Genomic DNA, 15277 nt, shown 5'->3' on the forward strand with positions numbered 1-15277 from the left:
TTAGAGGGTGCTATCAAGGAGTTAATGGATCTGTAAAAGTGATCTGATCGCCTTTCTGGCTGACCCGAACGTCGAGCAGGTCGGCAATGACCTGACTCAATTCGGCCGCCGTTCGGGTGCTGAACGTGCCGGATACCGTGCGTTGCGCCAGGGCCGAATCGGCAATGACCACCCGCATGCCGTAGTTTGCTTCCAGCTGTTTCGCGATGTCGCGCAGGGTCGTTTCCGAAAAGGCAAACCGGTGTTCCTGCCAGGCCGCGTAAGCATCGCGCAGGGCCAGGTGTTTCATCGACAGAAAGCCCGCCGAATCGAGGCTCACCAGATCGCCGGGCTTCAGGATGATCCGCCGGGCGGCCGGGCGCGCCGTCTGAACGATCTGAACCTTACCGCGCTGCAATACTACTTTAGCCCCGCGGGCTCGGGAAAAGACGCTGAATTCGGTACCGAGCACCACTACATCCAGGTGATGGTCGGTGCTGACCACAAACTGTGAGTGGTTGTTGAGGTGCTTAACGGCAAAACTGGCTTCGCCGGTCAGATACACCCGGCGCGTCTGAGTACCAAAATTGAATCGGGGATAGCGGAGCAGTGAGTTGGCGTTCAGAGTAACCACACTCCCTTCGGGAAGCTCCACCCGGCGCGTTTCGCCATAGCCCGTTTCGATGGACCGATAGGCTATATACGACCGGCTCGCGTATAAGCCGCCCAGCAACAGAAGCCCCGCCAGCATGGCCGCCCAGCGCCAGCCTACGAAAAACCGGTTTGGGTGTCGAACCTCAAAAACGGGTTGCTGGGGCACCTGCTCCCCCAGCAGCGTACGCATGGAGTGTTGCAGGGCGGTTTCTACCTCGACAGAGTATTGCGGATTCTGGTGTTCCCATTCTTCGAGCCATTCGTAGTAGCGCTCCCTGTTTTCGGGCTGTTGCAGCCAGTCCGCGATCATCCGGCGCTGCAGCGCCGTCACCCGATCGGCGAAGTGCTCAAAGATCAGTTGTTTGTTGACAGGAGTATTCATGCGTTGATAAGCAGGTATAAGGGTCTCAGCCGAATCGTTTACAGAAACAGGCTGCTTAATGTGAGTAAAAGAGAAATCGTGAACAGCGCCGTGCGTAGCTGATGAAGTGCTTTGGTGATGTGCATCTCGACGGCTTTGATCGAAATGGAAAGCTCGTCGGCAATTTCCCGGTGTTTTTTGTTCTCGAAACGACTCATCAGAAAAACACGCTGGCACTGCGGAGGTAAGCCGTTGATAACGCCCTGCACTTTCTGGTAGAGTTCGGTGAATTGTAAGATTTGTTCCGGGTCTTCCGTCTCGGCAATGTCCAGCGAAAACTCCGACGAAGACGGCTGATGGGTCAGCTCGTCGCGCAGGTGATTGTAGATCCGGTTCCGCAACGCCCGGAACAGGTAGGCCCGAATCGAGCTGGTGATGTGCAGATGAAGCTGGCCCTTCCAGAAGTTGGAGAATACTTCACACACCAGATCTTCGGCTTGCTCTTTGGACTGCACAAACCGTACCGCGTGGTTGCACAGCGGGCGGTAATACCGCCGGAACAACAGCTCGTACCCCTCGCGGACACTGCGGTCGAAGGCCTGCCGGATAAATACTTCCGAATCGACCACCCGGCTTTCGGTAGGGTCGGTATCGACTACCTTCATCGGGTTAGCCCGGTAGTCCGGATGAAGGGGTTGTGGCTGGCTCATACGTCGGGTTAGTTATATACGAAGACACAGAAGCGGGCGGATACCCTAGCCCCGGATCACTATTAATTTAATTTTTTAATGAAAACTTTAGATTGGCTCATCGATATACGGCCGATACGTCCCGGAAAAAGAATAAAATATACGGCATGCTGGAGAAAAACCGTGTTGTATAGCGCAGGTAGACGTAACGAAGCGGTTGGGTGTCCATTCGTGGGAAGACCAGCCGGAGACGGAGCGATGAACAGTATAGCCATGATCGTCTTGGGTGGACCTGCAAACGGGGTCGTCAGTTCAGGAACCGAAGAAACCGGCACCGTTAGTTCAGTTGTATGGGGTCTACAAAAATAGCAGCTTGAGGAACAGCCCACTCAACGAGGTTGTAAAAGTGCCGGTCTGTGTTGGGGTTGAATCCGGAGCAGGTGCGCCCAGAGCCAGCCGTTTCAGCGGCTTATCTGTAGCTGTTAGCCCGGTTTGCCCCTGCATTGGGCGTATTGACTACTTTTATTCCGGCCTGGAACGGCAGCTGTCGTACTTTTATCATTCCGTCCCATGTAAGCATGTTGAACTGGTTGAAATTACACCGTACGGAAGTATTGATCGGAATGGCCCTGGCGGTTCTGCCGATCTTCTACGCGGTATACAGTGGCGTCGGCTGGCGACCGCTCAATCCGCACGAACACCTGATTTAGAATGGGCTGGCTTATCTGTTTCTGTTGCTTTTCTCGTATTTCAACCATACCGTGTTCGTGCCCCGCTGGTTTCCCGGCAAACGCTACCGGCGGTATGCGATCATTCGCCTGGGGTCGACTCATCCGGCCCTTTCGAAAGCCATTCGTCGCCGGGTGGTGCCCCTCCTGCAGGACGGTCTAAAAACCGGGCGCATCACGGCCCGCCGTTTACGCTCCTGCTGCCGGTCAAGCTGGCGATCTTCTTTCTGCTGGGGAGTGTAAGTAAGCTGATGTCCATTTCCGTGCAGACAGCCAACCGGCTCCGGCGAGTCGAGAACGACCAGTTGCAGGCCGAGCTGCGGCAGTTGAAAGCGCAGATTCAGCCGCATTTCCTGTTCAATACCCTCAAAGTATTTACGCGCTGGCGATCCGGAACGATGCGCGCACGGCCGACACGTACGTCCCTTACTCCGGTACGACGGCCGTGATCACGGCAAATGATTATTTCCGAATCGACGGACCACGCGTCTGGATCGAGTATTCGACGCAGGGCGGGATCGTGATCCGCACCCCCCCGCATCCACATTCTGTCTGGCGCGACCGAACCGGCGATTACGGCGGAAATCAGTAATCTCGGATTGCAAAACCTGTCTGCTTTAGCCCATCAGCCGTCCCGCGGGATGGCTGATGGTTTTTCTAACCCCCGGATGACCGTTGCCGGAGACGGTCATAGCCGCCCGTCCTACGCTGAATTTGTTTGTATGGGTGGGCTAACCGGCCCTACTTTTGTGCTGGCGAATGCGACCAGTGTAAACACCTTCCTTTTTGTTTGTAGGAGCGACCCAAACCCCCGACAGCGCCGATCGGCTCTGCCTGGTGAGGGATTCAATAGCCATGAAACTATTTCGACTGCTTTTCGTCCTGTTTTCCCACGTCGCCTATGCGCACCTCGGCACGATTACCGGCACGGTGACCGATGGCACTACCCGTCTGCCTCTGCGTGGCGTTACCGTACAACTGGTTGGGTTGGGAAAAGCCTCCCTGACGGATGAGCTGGGGCGCTACCGCTTCGAAGGACTGGTAGCTGCGCCGTATAAAGTCGAATTTTCGCACGTCGGTTACGCTCCCTTCGTGCAGGACGTAACGGTCGTCGATGACCAGGCAACTTATATACGGACGAGCCTGACGGTAGCGCCGGTGACCCTGCAGGCGGTAAACGTATCGGGGCTGAAAGCGCACGATCAGCAGTTGATCGGCAGCCTCGACATTCGGCTGCGGCCGGTGACCAACTCGCAGGAGATTCTGCGGCTCGTTCCTGGATTGTTCATCGGTCAGCATGCGGGGGGCGGCAAAGCCGAACAGATCTTTCTGCGGGGTTTCGACCTGGATCACGGCACCGATATTCGCCTGACCATCGATGGCATGCCGGTCAATATGGTGTCGCACGCTCACGGACAAGGCTACGCCGACCTGCACTTTGTGATTCCGGAGCTGGTTGAAGGCGTCGATTTCAAGAAGGGGCCCTACACTACCGATAAAGGTAATCTGGCCACGGCGGGCTGGGCTGATTTTCGGACCCGCACAACCCTGGACCGCTCGTTCGCCAAACTGGAAGCAGGACAGTACAACACGTACCGCGCCGTGGCCGGGCTCGATTTGCTGGGCGAAACGGGGCGGGCAAAAAACCAGTCGGCCTACCTGGCCTCTGAATATTCCTACAGTGATTCGTACTTCGACAATCCGCAGCATTTCAAGCGGGTCAACGTGCTGGGTAAGTTCCACCGCCACCTCGGCCAGAATACCAACCTGACCCTGACGGCATCGACTTTCTGGAGCAAATGGAATCACTCGGGTCAGATTCCGGACCGGGCAGTTGCCTCTGGGCTGATCGACTGGTTCGGTTCAATCGATCCGACCGAAGGGGGCGAGACCAGCCGGACCAACGTGAACGCCCAACTGACGACGGTAACCCCGCGGAATCACACCATCAAAAACCAGTTTTATTACAGTAATTACAACTTTGAGCTATATTCCAACTTCACCTTCTTCCTCAACGACAGCATCGACGGCGATCAGATTCGTCAGAAAGAACACCGGAATCTGTTCGGCTACAACGGCAGCTATTCGACTCAGGCTACGATCGGCCGAACCCGCTGGACAACAACCCTGGGCGTGCAGTATCGCCAGGACCTCACACAGGGCACCGAACTGTCGCACACCAAAAATCGGGTAGAAACCCTGAACCGGATTCAGTATGGCAACGTCAACGAGATCAATGCCGCGCTCTATGCCGATGAGGTGGTGCAGGTATCCAGCCGATTCAGCGTTGTCGCCGGGGTTCGGGCAGACTATTTCCGGTCGCAGTACGACGATTTACTTGCCAGTCCCATGACCACTAAACGGGCCACGCAGGCCATTGTCTCGCCCAAACTGAATCTGTATTATACCCTCAATCCCCGTATTCAGCTGTACCTGAATACGGGGAAAGGCTTCCATTCCAACGACGCGCGGGTCGTAACGGCGCAGAACGGCCGGGAGATTTTACCCGGTGCCTACGGCTCCGACCTGGGGATCATCATCAAGCCGTTTCCGAAACTGCTCATCAATGCGGCAGCCTGGTATCTGTGGCTGCAGCAGGAGTTTGTGTACGTAGGCGACGAAGGCATCGTAGAGCCCAGCGGGCGTTCGCGTCGGCAGGGGCTCGACCTCTCGCTGCGGTATCAGCTGACGAAAACCTTATTCGCCGACATCGACCTGAATACGGCCAAACCCCGCTCGCTCGATGCCGAATCAGGGCAGAACTACCTGCCCCTGGCACCGGTGTTTACCTCGACGGGTGGCCTCTCGCTGCAAACACCGAACGGACTGAGCGGTTCGCTACGGTACCGGTACATGGCCGACCGGCCCGCCAATGAAGATAACAGCATCGTGGCCAATGGATATTTCGTGACGGACATGCAGGTGAATTACGCCCATCGCGGAAACTATACGTTGGGTTTGTCGGTGCAGAACCTGCTGAATACGCGCTGGAAAGAAACCCAGTTTGCCACCGAAAGTCGGCTGAAAGGCGAAGCGGCTCCGGTAGAAGAAATTCACTTCACGCCCGGTACGCCCTTTTTTGCCCGCCTGAGCCTGACCTACTTCTGGTAGCTGGCGGGTGGCTTCAGACCAAACATCTACCGCTCGAAAGGCTCCGTCCAGCTCTGGAAACCGGTCATTCAGGCAGATTCTTTTTCTGGCGCTGATCCTGGCTACCAATTTCGTCCTGTCAAAAAACCAACCCGCCATCACGGACGAAGACGATGAGAAAAATATTCCTTTTGTTTTTACTTACCCAGGCAGCTTTTGCCCAGTTCGGCCCCGGTGGGCCCGGCGGCAGACCCGGCGGACCCGATTCCTTCGGTCAGAAACAGGAAAAAACGTTTATCCCCGGCACCGATACCGATACCAAGCCCAAAGGAAACGGGAAACTGGCGGGTATCCTGATGGACTCGACCACCCATAAACCCGTCGAATACGCAACGATTGCGCTGATCAGCACCCAGACCAACAAACCCATCGACGGAACCACGGCCGACGGGAAAGGCTTCTTTTCGCTGACGCGGCTGGCCCCCGGCACGTATCGGCTCCAGTATTCCTTTATCGGCTACAAAACCCGCACCTCGGCGCCCCTGACCATTGCGAAAGGTTCCGACATCAATGTGGGGGTCATCAACCTGCCGCCCGACGTCAGAACCCTCAGCGAAGCGACCGTGACGGGTCAGGCGTCTATGATCGAAGAGAAGGTGGACCGGCTGGTGTATAACGCAGAGAAAGACGTGACCACCAAAGGGGGCGATGCGGCCGACGTGATGCGGAAGGTACCCATGCTGACGGTCGATCTGGACGGGAACCTGACCCTGCGCGGGAGCAGCAACATTCAGGTGCTGATCAATAACAAGCCCAGTACCATCGTTGCCAGCAGCGTAGCCGACGCCCTCCGGCAGATTCCCGCCGACATGATCAAGAGCGTGGAGGTGATCACCAGCCCTTCGGCCAAGTACGATGCCGAAGGGTCGGGCGGGATCATCAACATCGTGACCAAGAAAACGACCCTGCAGGGGCTGACCCTCGATGTGAATGGCGGTGGTGGCAACCGCGGAGCCAACCTCGGCCTGAACGCCAACTACCGCACCGGCAAAATGGGCTTCTCGCTTAGCGGATTCGGCCGGGCCGAGTACAACGTGAAAGGCGAGTTTGAAAATACCCAGACCACTGCTACGGCCAGCGGCAATCAGGTGACCATTCAGAAAGCCAGCACCCTTACCCAGCGGCTGTTCGGCAACTACCAGCTGGGCTGGGATTATGACATCAGCCCGAATACCTCCCTCACGGCCAGCGTGCGATACGGGGCCCGGAACGGCAACCTCACCCAGAATGGCCTGCTGACCACCACCTATCTGCCCGGCGTAAGTGCGCCCCTGCTGAGCGCCCGCGACGTGACCACCAAAGACATCAACGGAAATGTCGATGCCAACGTGACCTACACGAAAACCTACAAGCCGCAGCAGGAACTGAGCATACTGGGCATGTACAGCCGCAACGACCGGCAGAACAATTTCACGGCCGACCTGCTCAGTACGACCGATTTGCAAACGATTCTGTCGCGCCAGCGGAACGACAACCCCAGCAACAACCAGGAGTCGACGCTCCAGATCGATTACTCGACGCCTGTGGGCCGGAAAAATCTGCTTGAGTTTGGGGGCAAAGGCATTGTCCGGCAGGTGAGCAGTGACTACACCTATTACGCCGGGCAGGGGGCGACGGGCGATTTTGTGGTCGACAATACGCGCCAGAACAACTCACTGAACTACCAGCAGAACATCGTCGGCGTGTATGCGTCCTGGACAGCCGCACTGCCGGCTAAATATACGCTCAAAGCCGGTGCCCGCTACGAGTACACGATGCTGGATGCCCGCTTCGGCTCGGAGCAGACCGGTACACCGATCTCGCTGTCCAATTACGGAAATCTGGTGCCGAGCATCAATATTTCGAAAAGCCTGTCGAAGGGCAAAACCCTCAAACTGGCCTACAACCGCCGACTGCAGCGGCCGGGCATTCAGTTTCTGAATCCGAACGTCAATACCGCCAACCCCACTAACATCAGCCAGGGCAACCCCTACCTCTCTCCCGAACTGACGGATAACGTCGAACTGAGTCTGTCGATGCCCATCCGGTCGGTGTACCTGACGGCAGCTCTGTTTGCCCGAAGAACCAACAATGAGATCACCAGTGTGCGGGATACGGCTACGGTGCTCATCAACAACGTGACGCAAACGGCCATCCGGACAACCTACCAGAACGTGGGCTACGAAGATACCTACGGGCTGAACGTGTTCGGCAACATCAATCTCTCGGCGAAGCTACAGCTCAACGGGGGCCTCGACCTGATGCATGTGAACCTGACCAACAACAATGCCAACCCCATTTATTCGGCTTCCAACTCGGGTTGGGTAGTGGGAGGGCGTCTATTTGGAACGTACACCATCGGCAACGGCTGGGGGCTTCAGGGCGGGGGCGGCATGATGGGCCGACGCATTCAGTTGCAGGGATACCAGGGTTCCTTTGCGTTCTATAACCTTGGTTTTCGGAAAGATATCGCGCAGAAAAAAGGAAGCATTGGGCTGGTGGCCGAGAATTTCCTCAATCACCCCTTCGTCGTCCGGTCGGAGTCGGTATCACCCATCCTCAGTCAGCTGAGCGTCAGTAGCTTCTACAACGCGGGGGTCAAACTAACCTTTACCTATAAAATCGGTAAGATGACCTTTGTGGATTCGAAACGGAAAAAATCCATCCAGAACGACGATGTGAAAGGGGGCGACAGTGGTGGCGACAACCAGCAACCCCAGCAACAGTCGGCTCCCGGCGGCAATGGCGGTGGGCGACCCCGGTCATAAAAGCAGGTAGTCGGCCCATTGTCAGTCATGCCCTTTCTTGCTGGCATCTGGCCCCCGAAACGGGTCATTCACCTCAGTTTATTTTAAGGAGCTACCAAAATAAGTCAACTTTGTAACGCTCGGGCGAGAACGCCCTACACCATCTGTTCATGGACGCCGTGTCTTCGCATCGATTAACGTTTACCCAGAAAGTTCGTCTGGCCGCCGGTGTGTTCATCATCTACTGGCCCATCCGGATTTATTACAACATGAACGGGTGGAACTGGACGTTTGCGCAGGATGCCTGGCGACTCTGGCTCATCGAAATTCCGCTGACGATTCTGTTCTTCGTCGGCTGGTTGAGCGTAACCGAATGGCTGGAAGAAAAGCTGTTCAACCGCTCGGGTAGGGATTTCCTGATCACCATGAACTGGCGTTCGCAACTGGCTACGCTGCTGGTGGCCGGAGCGCTGGCCGTACTGTTCAATTTGATCTTTCATACCATTACCCGCCAGATTTACGGCCATGTCGTCAGACGGGAAACCCAGCTGAAATTGGGTGAAGATGTGGATTCAGGTTTTCCAAGACGAGAGCTCCGCCGGCTACCGCGGCCCGACCGACACCGGAATGCCAATAACGCACTGACCATTATGGCCATGCTGATGGCCTATTACCTGGCGGCCAACCGGCGGGGCTACAGCCAGTTGGCTCAGTTGCGCATTCAGGCTGAGGAGCTGGGGAAAGAAGCCGCTCAGGCGCAGTTTACGGCCCTGCGGAACCAGGTCAATCCGCACTTTCTGTTCAACAGTCTCAGTATTCTGGCCTCGCTGGTGGAGGTCGATGCCCGGCTGTCGGTGCAGTTTATCAACCGTTTGTCGAAAGCCTACCGGTATATTCTCGAACAGCGCGACGCCGAACGGATTCAACTCCGAACGGAGCTCGATTTTATCGAGTCGTACACATTTCTGCTGCGGATTCGCTTCGACGACCGGCTACAGGTGCATATCGACCTGCCCGAAGCCGACCGCGACCGGTACCAGATTGCTCCGCTCACCCTGCAACTGCTGGTTGAGAATGCGGTGAAGCACAACCGGATGTCTGATGAAGAACCGCTGATTGTGCGCATCGACCGCCAGGACGATTACCTGCGCGTTGCGAATCCGCTTCAGCCCCGGCCCAGCCTGGAAGAATCGACCGGCGTTGGACTGACCAATATTGTGAATCGCTATCGGCTGCTTTCCAGCCAGCCCGTCTGGGTGGGGGAGATCGACGGCGAGTTTGTCGTTAAAATTCCATTACTGAAGGGTGACTGAGTTCAAACTACAGAATCCTGCTTCACCTGGCCATCGATTTACTACTATGAATGTTGTCATTGTCGAAGACGAAAAACTGACTGCCCGGCGGCTTGAGAACCTGTTGGGTGAATACGATCCGGCTATTCGGGTGCTGGCCATACTGCCCTCCGTAACCAAAGGCGTTGCCTGGTTTGCCGAACGGATACAGCAGGGGCTTCCCCAGCCCGACCTGCTTTTTCTGGATATACACCTGGAAGATGACTCCGGGTTTCAACTGATCGAACGGGCCGGGCTGACGTTGCCAGTTATTTTTACGACCGCTTACGACCAGTATACCCTGCAGGCTTTTAAAACAAACAGTGTCGATTATCTGCTCAAGCCCATCGATGAAGCCGAACTGGCGGCTGCGCTGGATAAGTTCAACCGCCTGCGCACGTCGGCGAGCCCGGCTCCGCTACCCGATATGATGGCCCTGCTCCGGGCGTTGAAATCGACGCCTTCGCCTTATAAAGAGCGATTTATGGTAACGATCGGCACTAAAATTCGTAGCATCGACGCGGCCGATATCGCTTATTTCTCCTACGAAGACAAAGCTACCTGGCTGACCACGCGCGATGGGCTACCGGTGAGCATCGAGTACAGTCTGGATAAACTGGCTACGCTGGTCGATCCGCTGAAGTTTTTCCGGGTCAATCGGGCGTTCCTGGTGTCGCTGGAAGCTATTCGCACCATTCATACCTATTCCAGCAGTAAACTCAAGCTGGAACTGCAGCCGGCGTCCCGCCAGGAAGTGTTGGTCAGTGGCGACCGAATTGCCGACTTCAAGGAATGGCTGGGAAAGTGAGGCAGGGGCGGGCGAGCTAGTCTTATCGCTTATGTATTCCCATCCAATGCCATCCTGAAATGCCAAATACATCAGCCATCCCAAGTTCTGTTGATAACCCGGCAAAACAGCCTTTTTGTTGGGGCGCCAATCCCTTTTCTACCCCTAAATCAGCTACTTTCGACCAGTTTACGGGATAGCGTTAATTGACTGAAAAATATATAACTTTAAAAAGGTTAAAACATTGATTTTCAAATAGTTATCTTTGGTAAATAATCTGGTTTATTAGGGCTGTCCAGGCACTATCCGGCGCTATTTAGGGTTATATTATCAGCGACTAACTACTCAACTTTATGTATTGCATCAAGTGTGGAAATCCGATCCCCGAAGCGCGGCTGAACGTACTCCCCAGTGCTAAAACCTGTGTCCATTGTTCACAGGCTCAGCGCGTAGCGGGCTTTCCGCTGATTACCGGAAAAACCGAATATTCTGCTCTTCAGATCGTATCACAGGCTGACGCCCAACAGCTGCACAAAATGGGAGCCCGACGAGGCACAGGAGCCTCTACCTATATGAAGCGGGAGAAGCGGACCTAGGATCTGTTGTCCGATACGGTTCGTGTACTGCACTCTTTTTTTCTACTGCCGGCTGACTCTACTGCGAGTTGGCCTTTTTTGTTGGCTTTGATCTGTCGGAGACGTTCAGTGTCCGGTCGAGCGAAGTTCCTTTCCGTTAGCCGTTTTTTTTCAGTAGAATTCAGTAAGTCGACTCGGCTGGCGGGACGGGGGTATTTAATCGTACTGGGGTGGGCGATCCCGGCAGCCTATCGTCTTTAATTTAATCAATTGCCGAAAGTAATCGGGCAATTTGAGCTAGCAGCCATCTGCTGCCCGCAGTCTATCGATAGGAAACAGACTGTGTAAAGTTCTTTTTATGGGATTGTAAAGGTGAGCTTAGGCCATCTGCATAAATAAACACTACGTTATTGAACCCGGATTGTCTGAATGCCCAGCACCGGACGACCATCGGTCGTAACACCCTGTATCACCACGCGAAACGTGCGTACGACGTCTGACAGCGGAAACCGTAACTGACTACGCCCCTGACTATCCGTCTGCATGAGGGGTTTCCAGTACAGTACATCCCGGTAATCGACGGGGCCAGCCAGAGCGCTGGTAGTTGCTTCGGCATCGTAGCGGGGTACATAAAACTCGCGCTGTACCGACGGGTAGCCAATGAACTGAATCGGCGTCATTCCCACCCTGGGTTGCGTGCTTCCCTGCATAGACCGTACACTTTTTGAGTAAAAAGCAATGACGCCATTCCCACCCCGCACCCCGTATATACCGGTCGTAGCCGCATTTTTCAGCACTTCGATACGTTCAATATCTCTTGAATTGAATTGCAGCAAAGCGGTCCCATCAGGGTCCTGAATAGGTACGCCATCCAGCAAATACAGGGGCTGCGTACCACTTTTAAAACTACTCACTCCGCGTACAGTTACCTGATAGCCAGCTGGTTTTGTTACTCCTCCTGGCAATGCGATACTTCGTGAAACCGTTACGCCCGCCAGTCGTCCCTGAATCATTTCGTATAGGTTTGGGTAAACTGGCGACTTCTCATCGAACACCAGAACGGCATCAGCTGCATTGTGCAAACTACGTTGTTGAATATCCTCGGGCCGTTCATCGATTTTTTTTTGTGCCCGAACCGTCACTTCGTTCAGCACTTTTGCCGTTTTATCGCGGTAAAAATCGGCGTTGGCTTCCTGGCGAATGCGAGCCGCTTCCAGTTGAGCCCGTACCGTCGGCCCGTTTGGAGCAGTCGTTAGGTAACTAGGTTCCCATCCTTGGCCGGGCGCTTCCTGCACCAGAAAGGCTTCTTTAGCAGAAAGTATTTTAAACCGGCGATCGGCAAGTTTGATCAGTAGCCGTACCGTGTCAGCAATGGCCAGGCCCCTTAGCCAAAAGCGGCCCTGTTCGTCAGCACCGGCCGATTTTATGAATGACTGACCGGGGCCTGTCATCGCCACAGTAATCTGCGCGCCGGGTATGGGGTCGTTCTTCGGGTTCAGAATGCGACCCCTGAGCGAAACACCACCCAGCGAATCGGTTTCGGGCGTGCCACTGACCCGTCGCCAACCCTGGGTCAGCAGCAGGTCGTCCAGGGCTCGACGGGTTTGAAGAGTGGGCTTCTCAACATACTGGTTTGGGTTTTCGATATGGCCGCGAAGCTCGCCCGTTAGCAACAGGTGGGCCGACAACGTAGCCTCGGCGGTATCAGCAGGCACTTTATCGGCGTCAATTACCGATGCCGATAAGGCGGCTACTACCGGTAATCCGTTATCGTTCAGATTGACGTTCAGGCTAACTAATTCGCGGGGCTGATACCGGGTTTTGTTAACTCCCAACCCCACTCGGACCGGCGCAATTAATTCGGGAATGAAAACTAATCGCTCGGCTTGTGGCCTGACCAGGGGATCGTAAAGGGTGATTTGCGCCAGGCCCGGCAACCAGTTCATCAGGGGCAGGCTTATTTTGGCCACCCCATTCTGCAAGAGAATTTTCCGCTCATCCACCACTCGGCCGTGCTGCTGAATCAGCAGGTAAGCCGAGTCGGTAGCCATACGGTTGGTACTCATAATTGTCAGTGCCAGACGAGTTGTATCACTGATCGCATCGGCCCGAAGCATCAGTCCTTCCAGTTCGGGTTTGGGCAACGGAACCCGCTGCGACTGATTGTGATGCACAAATTCAGCGTAATACGTCCGCTGTGCCGTTGGCGCCATCGACACGCTGGTCATGCCCTGCTGATTGGTTTTAAAACGAACGATTTCAGCGCCCAGGTCGTCGACAATATGTCCCGCGATGGGCAAGCCATGCCCATTGGACTGTACAATTTTTATGCCCAGCCGCGCTGGCAATCCCCAAATCCAGCGGCCCCCTTCGGGCAGGATCTGAATGTCTGCGGGCTGAGACACAGCATCACTACGTAGGGAGACGTCGTTTCGAAACAGGTTGTAGATACCCACAGACCGCTCGAAAGCAGGGCGTCGCTGAGCATCATCTTCGTCGGTATAGGCGCGTAGGCGATACGTTCCCGTCAGGAGGGTATCCGACAGGCGGAAATGGCCTTCGCCCCGTCCGTCAACAATCCGTATCCATTGGTGCTGCACGAGTTTGCCGGTTGCCGTAAGCAGGTCGACATGCATGGCCGTTTCGCCACCGGCTCGCTGGTGACTGGTCGCATCAAGTAAGTACGTGCTCATCCAGAGCCGGTCGCCAGTGGCGTAAAAAGGTTTATCGATGTGCACAAACAAGGTGGGGGCCAGTATTTTGAACCGCTTGTTAAAGGCCGCTGTGATTCGTCCCAGCTGGGCGTCGGCGGGCGCGAGTGTTCCCTGGGTCGCCAACGGACTGTTTGTAGAGGGCTCTTTCTGATTAGCCCCTTCGGGTTTCCAGTCGGCGGGCAACATGGTCGATAACCGGTCATTGCTCATCGAGCCTTTTACTTCCATACCTTCGGGCAACGTGATCACGCCATCGACGGTCATTTGCAGCTGACCGCTAGGCAATCTCATTTCCGTATAGGCATAGCGAGCATCGGGATAGGGTGAAAAACCCGAAGACGCCTGTGTATAAAATACGATCAGTTTCGGGGGGGAGACCAATCGGCGTTCCGTCGATAACCGACCGGGTTGAATTAGGGTAGAAACCTTAATTGGCACTAACCGCTTGTAGTCGTTAACCGCAGCCGCGAGGGTGATCACCTTCCGATCCAGAGATATCATTCTGGAGACATCTTCCTGATAGATCAGAAAACCGGCCTGTTCGTACGTACTATCGGCCAGGCTGGCCATCAAATGCCGGATCGACCCTTTATAGGCGGTCAGCCGGTTACGCCGGAATCGGCTGGCTTGCCGTTCATTCTCGGGTTTTAGTTCTTCGAAACGGGCAGTACCGGCCGAATAAACTTGTCCTGCCGTGGTGGCATCGAAATGTTGCAAATTATAGATCAGCCGATACCCCAGCGCCTGATTATCGATGATTAACGGCTCATTAGCCGTCGCATACAGGTGGTCTTTATCTTCCTTGAACTGGAGAACTTCGCTGTTTACAAGCAGACACTGAGCGCCAAACGGCTCACCGAAAAGCTCTTTTTTAAACTGGCGCAGGTGCCGTTCCCAGCCCTTTGGATTGCCCCGTACGGTTACCGCATCGAGCATTTGTTCAGTTGCTTTTAACTGAAAATTGGCTTTTTGTGGGGCCGTATTGTCAAATCGGATTCGTTGCGTAGCAGACTGATAACCAACGAATGAAGCGGCTATCTCGACCGTACCCAGTGGCACGCCAATTAACGTATAATAACCTTTTTCGTTGGTAACTGCCCCCCGCGTTGATTTATTGACGTAGACGTTGGCAAACGGCAGCGGTTTTCCCGTCATGGCATCCGTAACGTAGCCCGTCAGTAGGGCTGTCGTTTGGGCAGGAACCAGCCGGGGCGATCCTAGCAGGAGAATAAAGGTGATCCAGTGGAACGAGCAACGCATTAGTAGTAAATTACCCTGGATCAAAAGAACTCTGCTATGTAATTATACCTATGACCGGAACAGGCAAAAGTCGGTCGATAAAGGAGTTGGGGTTATGGGCCTAATGGTCTGAGTCTCTGACCGCCCTGACTGACGATGGCTGGGCATATATTTTTGATGAATTATCGATTCTTATAAAACTCCCTACTGATCGATAGCCTGGACCGCCTGGTCGACAAAGGATGAACTAGTCGTTACCGGGGTCAACACGTAAGAAACCACGAATCAACAAACCTTATAAAGCTGGAGTGACCAGGCCCGACAGATGTCGATGGAGGAGCCAA

Annotated in this window: 12 protein-coding genes; 8 read left to right on the forward strand and 4 right to left on the reverse strand. The window is 55.0% G+C overall.

Annotated elements, in window-relative coordinates; translation table 11 throughout:
• Positions 1-13: 13 nt before the first annotated feature.
• The 3 genes from ACYVC2_RS20075 to ACYVC2_RS20085 all read right to left on the reverse strand — a co-directional run bounded on the left by ACYVC2_RS20075 (position 14) and on the right by ACYVC2_RS20085 (position 2441).
• Positions 14-1015, reverse strand: coding sequence for a FecR family protein (locus ACYVC2_RS20075; protein WP_461105024.1), 1002 nt, complete (start codon positions 1013-1015; stop codon positions 14-16).
• Positions 1016-1053: 38 nt separating this feature from the next.
• A complete protein-coding gene (locus ACYVC2_RS20080; protein ID WP_461105026.1) occupies positions 1054-1704 on the reverse strand; it encodes an RNA polymerase sigma-70 factor in 651 nt (216 codons plus the stop codon).
• 575 nt (positions 1705-2279) lie between these two features.
• Positions 2280-2441 carry a hypothetical protein gene (locus ACYVC2_RS20085; RefSeq protein WP_461105028.1) on the reverse strand — a complete coding sequence of 54 codons (162 nt, stop codon included), beginning with the start codon at positions 2439-2441 and terminating at the stop codon, positions 2280-2282.
• A 9-nt stretch (positions 2442-2450) separates the two neighbouring features.
• Here ACYVC2_RS20085 and ACYVC2_RS20090 point away from each other — a divergent pair, with 9 nt between their 5' ends.
• From ACYVC2_RS20090 to ACYVC2_RS20125, 8 genes are all read left to right on the forward strand, one after another.
• Positions 2451-2654 (forward strand): hypothetical protein, encoded by a 204-nt coding sequence (locus tag ACYVC2_RS20090; RefSeq protein ID WP_461105030.1) that lies wholly within the window; start codon positions 2451-2453, stop codon positions 2652-2654.
• An 8-nt stretch (positions 2655-2662) separates the two neighbouring features.
• The gene (locus ACYVC2_RS20095) at positions 2663-2860 is read left to right on the forward strand and encodes a histidine kinase (RefSeq protein ID WP_461105032.1); all 198 of its coding nucleotides are present in this window, start codon (positions 2663-2665) and stop codon (positions 2858-2860) included.
• Positions 2857-3003: a DUF3500 domain-containing protein gene (locus ACYVC2_RS20100; protein ID WP_461105034.1), complete on the forward strand. Its 147-nt coding sequence runs from the start codon at positions 2857-2859 to the stop codon at positions 3001-3003. The genes ACYVC2_RS20095 and ACYVC2_RS20100 overlap by 4 nt, the downstream gene beginning before the upstream one ends.
• Positions 3004-3266: 263 nt before the next feature.
• On the forward strand, positions 3267-5522 hold the full coding sequence (locus ACYVC2_RS20105; protein WP_461105036.1) for a TonB-dependent receptor: 2256 nt from the start codon (positions 3267-3269) through the stop codon (positions 5520-5522).
• Between the two features lie 152 nt (positions 5523-5674).
• Positions 5675-8308 (forward strand): TonB-dependent receptor, encoded by a 2634-nt coding sequence (locus ACYVC2_RS20110; RefSeq protein WP_461105038.1) that lies wholly within the window; start codon positions 5675-5677, stop codon positions 8306-8308.
• 149 nt (positions 8309-8457) lie between these two features.
• Positions 8458-9600, forward strand: a complete 1143-nt coding sequence (locus ACYVC2_RS20115) for a sensor histidine kinase (RefSeq protein WP_461105040.1) — start codon at positions 8458-8460, stop codon at positions 9598-9600.
• 46 nt (positions 9601-9646) lie between these two features.
• A complete protein-coding gene (locus tag ACYVC2_RS20120; RefSeq protein WP_461105042.1) occupies positions 9647-10426 on the forward strand; it encodes a LytR/AlgR family response regulator transcription factor in 780 nt (259 codons plus the stop codon).
• Positions 10427-10758: 332 nt separating this feature from the next.
• Positions 10759-11001 carry a TraR/DksA family transcriptional regulator gene (locus tag ACYVC2_RS20125; protein WP_461105044.1) on the forward strand — a complete coding sequence of 81 codons (243 nt, stop codon included), beginning with the start codon at positions 10759-10761 and terminating at the stop codon, positions 10999-11001.
• A 386-nt stretch (positions 11002-11387) separates the two neighbouring features.
• On the opposite strand, the gene ACYVC2_RS20130 is transcribed toward ACYVC2_RS20125, so the two are convergent.
• The gene (locus tag ACYVC2_RS20130; RefSeq protein ID WP_461105046.1) at positions 11388-14954 is read right to left on the reverse strand and encodes a carboxypeptidase regulatory-like domain-containing protein; all 3567 of its coding nucleotides are present in this window, start codon (positions 14952-14954) and stop codon (positions 11388-11390) included.
• Between the last annotated feature and the right edge of the window lie 323 nt (positions 14955-15277).

This window comes from Spirosoma koreense (genome assembly GCF_054777875.1).

What these genes read in the sequence shown, in the direction of transcription:
- ACYVC2_RS20075 (WP_461105024.1), bottom strand. Translation starts at nt 1,015, where the DNA reads ATGAATACTCCTGTCAACAAACAACTGATCTTTGAGCACTTCGCCGAT.
- ACYVC2_RS20080 (WP_461105026.1), bottom strand. Translation starts at nt 1,704, where the DNA reads ATGAGCCAGCCACAACCCCTTCATCCGGACTACCGGGCTAACCCGATG.
- ACYVC2_RS20085 (WP_461105028.1), bottom strand. Translation starts at nt 2,441, where the DNA reads ATGGTTGAAATACGAGAAAAGCAACAGAAACAGATAAGCCAGCCCATT.
- ACYVC2_RS20095 (WP_461105032.1), top strand. Translation starts at nt 2,663, where the DNA reads ATGTCCATTTCCGTGCAGACAGCCAACCGGCTCCGGCGAGTCGAGAAC.
- ACYVC2_RS20105 (WP_461105036.1), top strand. Translation starts at nt 3,267, where the DNA reads ATGAAACTATTTCGACTGCTTTTCGTCCTGTTTTCCCACGTCGCCTAT.
- ACYVC2_RS20110 (WP_461105038.1), top strand. Translation starts at nt 5,675, where the DNA reads ATGAGAAAAATATTCCTTTTGTTTTTACTTACCCAGGCAGCTTTTGCC.
- ACYVC2_RS20115 (WP_461105040.1), top strand. Translation starts at nt 8,458, where the DNA reads ATGGACGCCGTGTCTTCGCATCGATTAACGTTTACCCAGAAAGTTCGT.
- ACYVC2_RS20120 (WP_461105042.1), top strand. Translation starts at nt 9,647, where the DNA reads ATGAATGTTGTCATTGTCGAAGACGAAAAACTGACTGCCCGGCGGCTT.
- ACYVC2_RS20125 (WP_461105044.1), top strand. Translation starts at nt 10,759, where the DNA reads ATGTATTGCATCAAGTGTGGAAATCCGATCCCCGAAGCGCGGCTGAAC.
- ACYVC2_RS20130 (WP_461105046.1), bottom strand. Translation starts at nt 14,954, where the DNA reads ATGCGTTGCTCGTTCCACTGGATCACCTTTATTCTCCTGCTAGGATCG.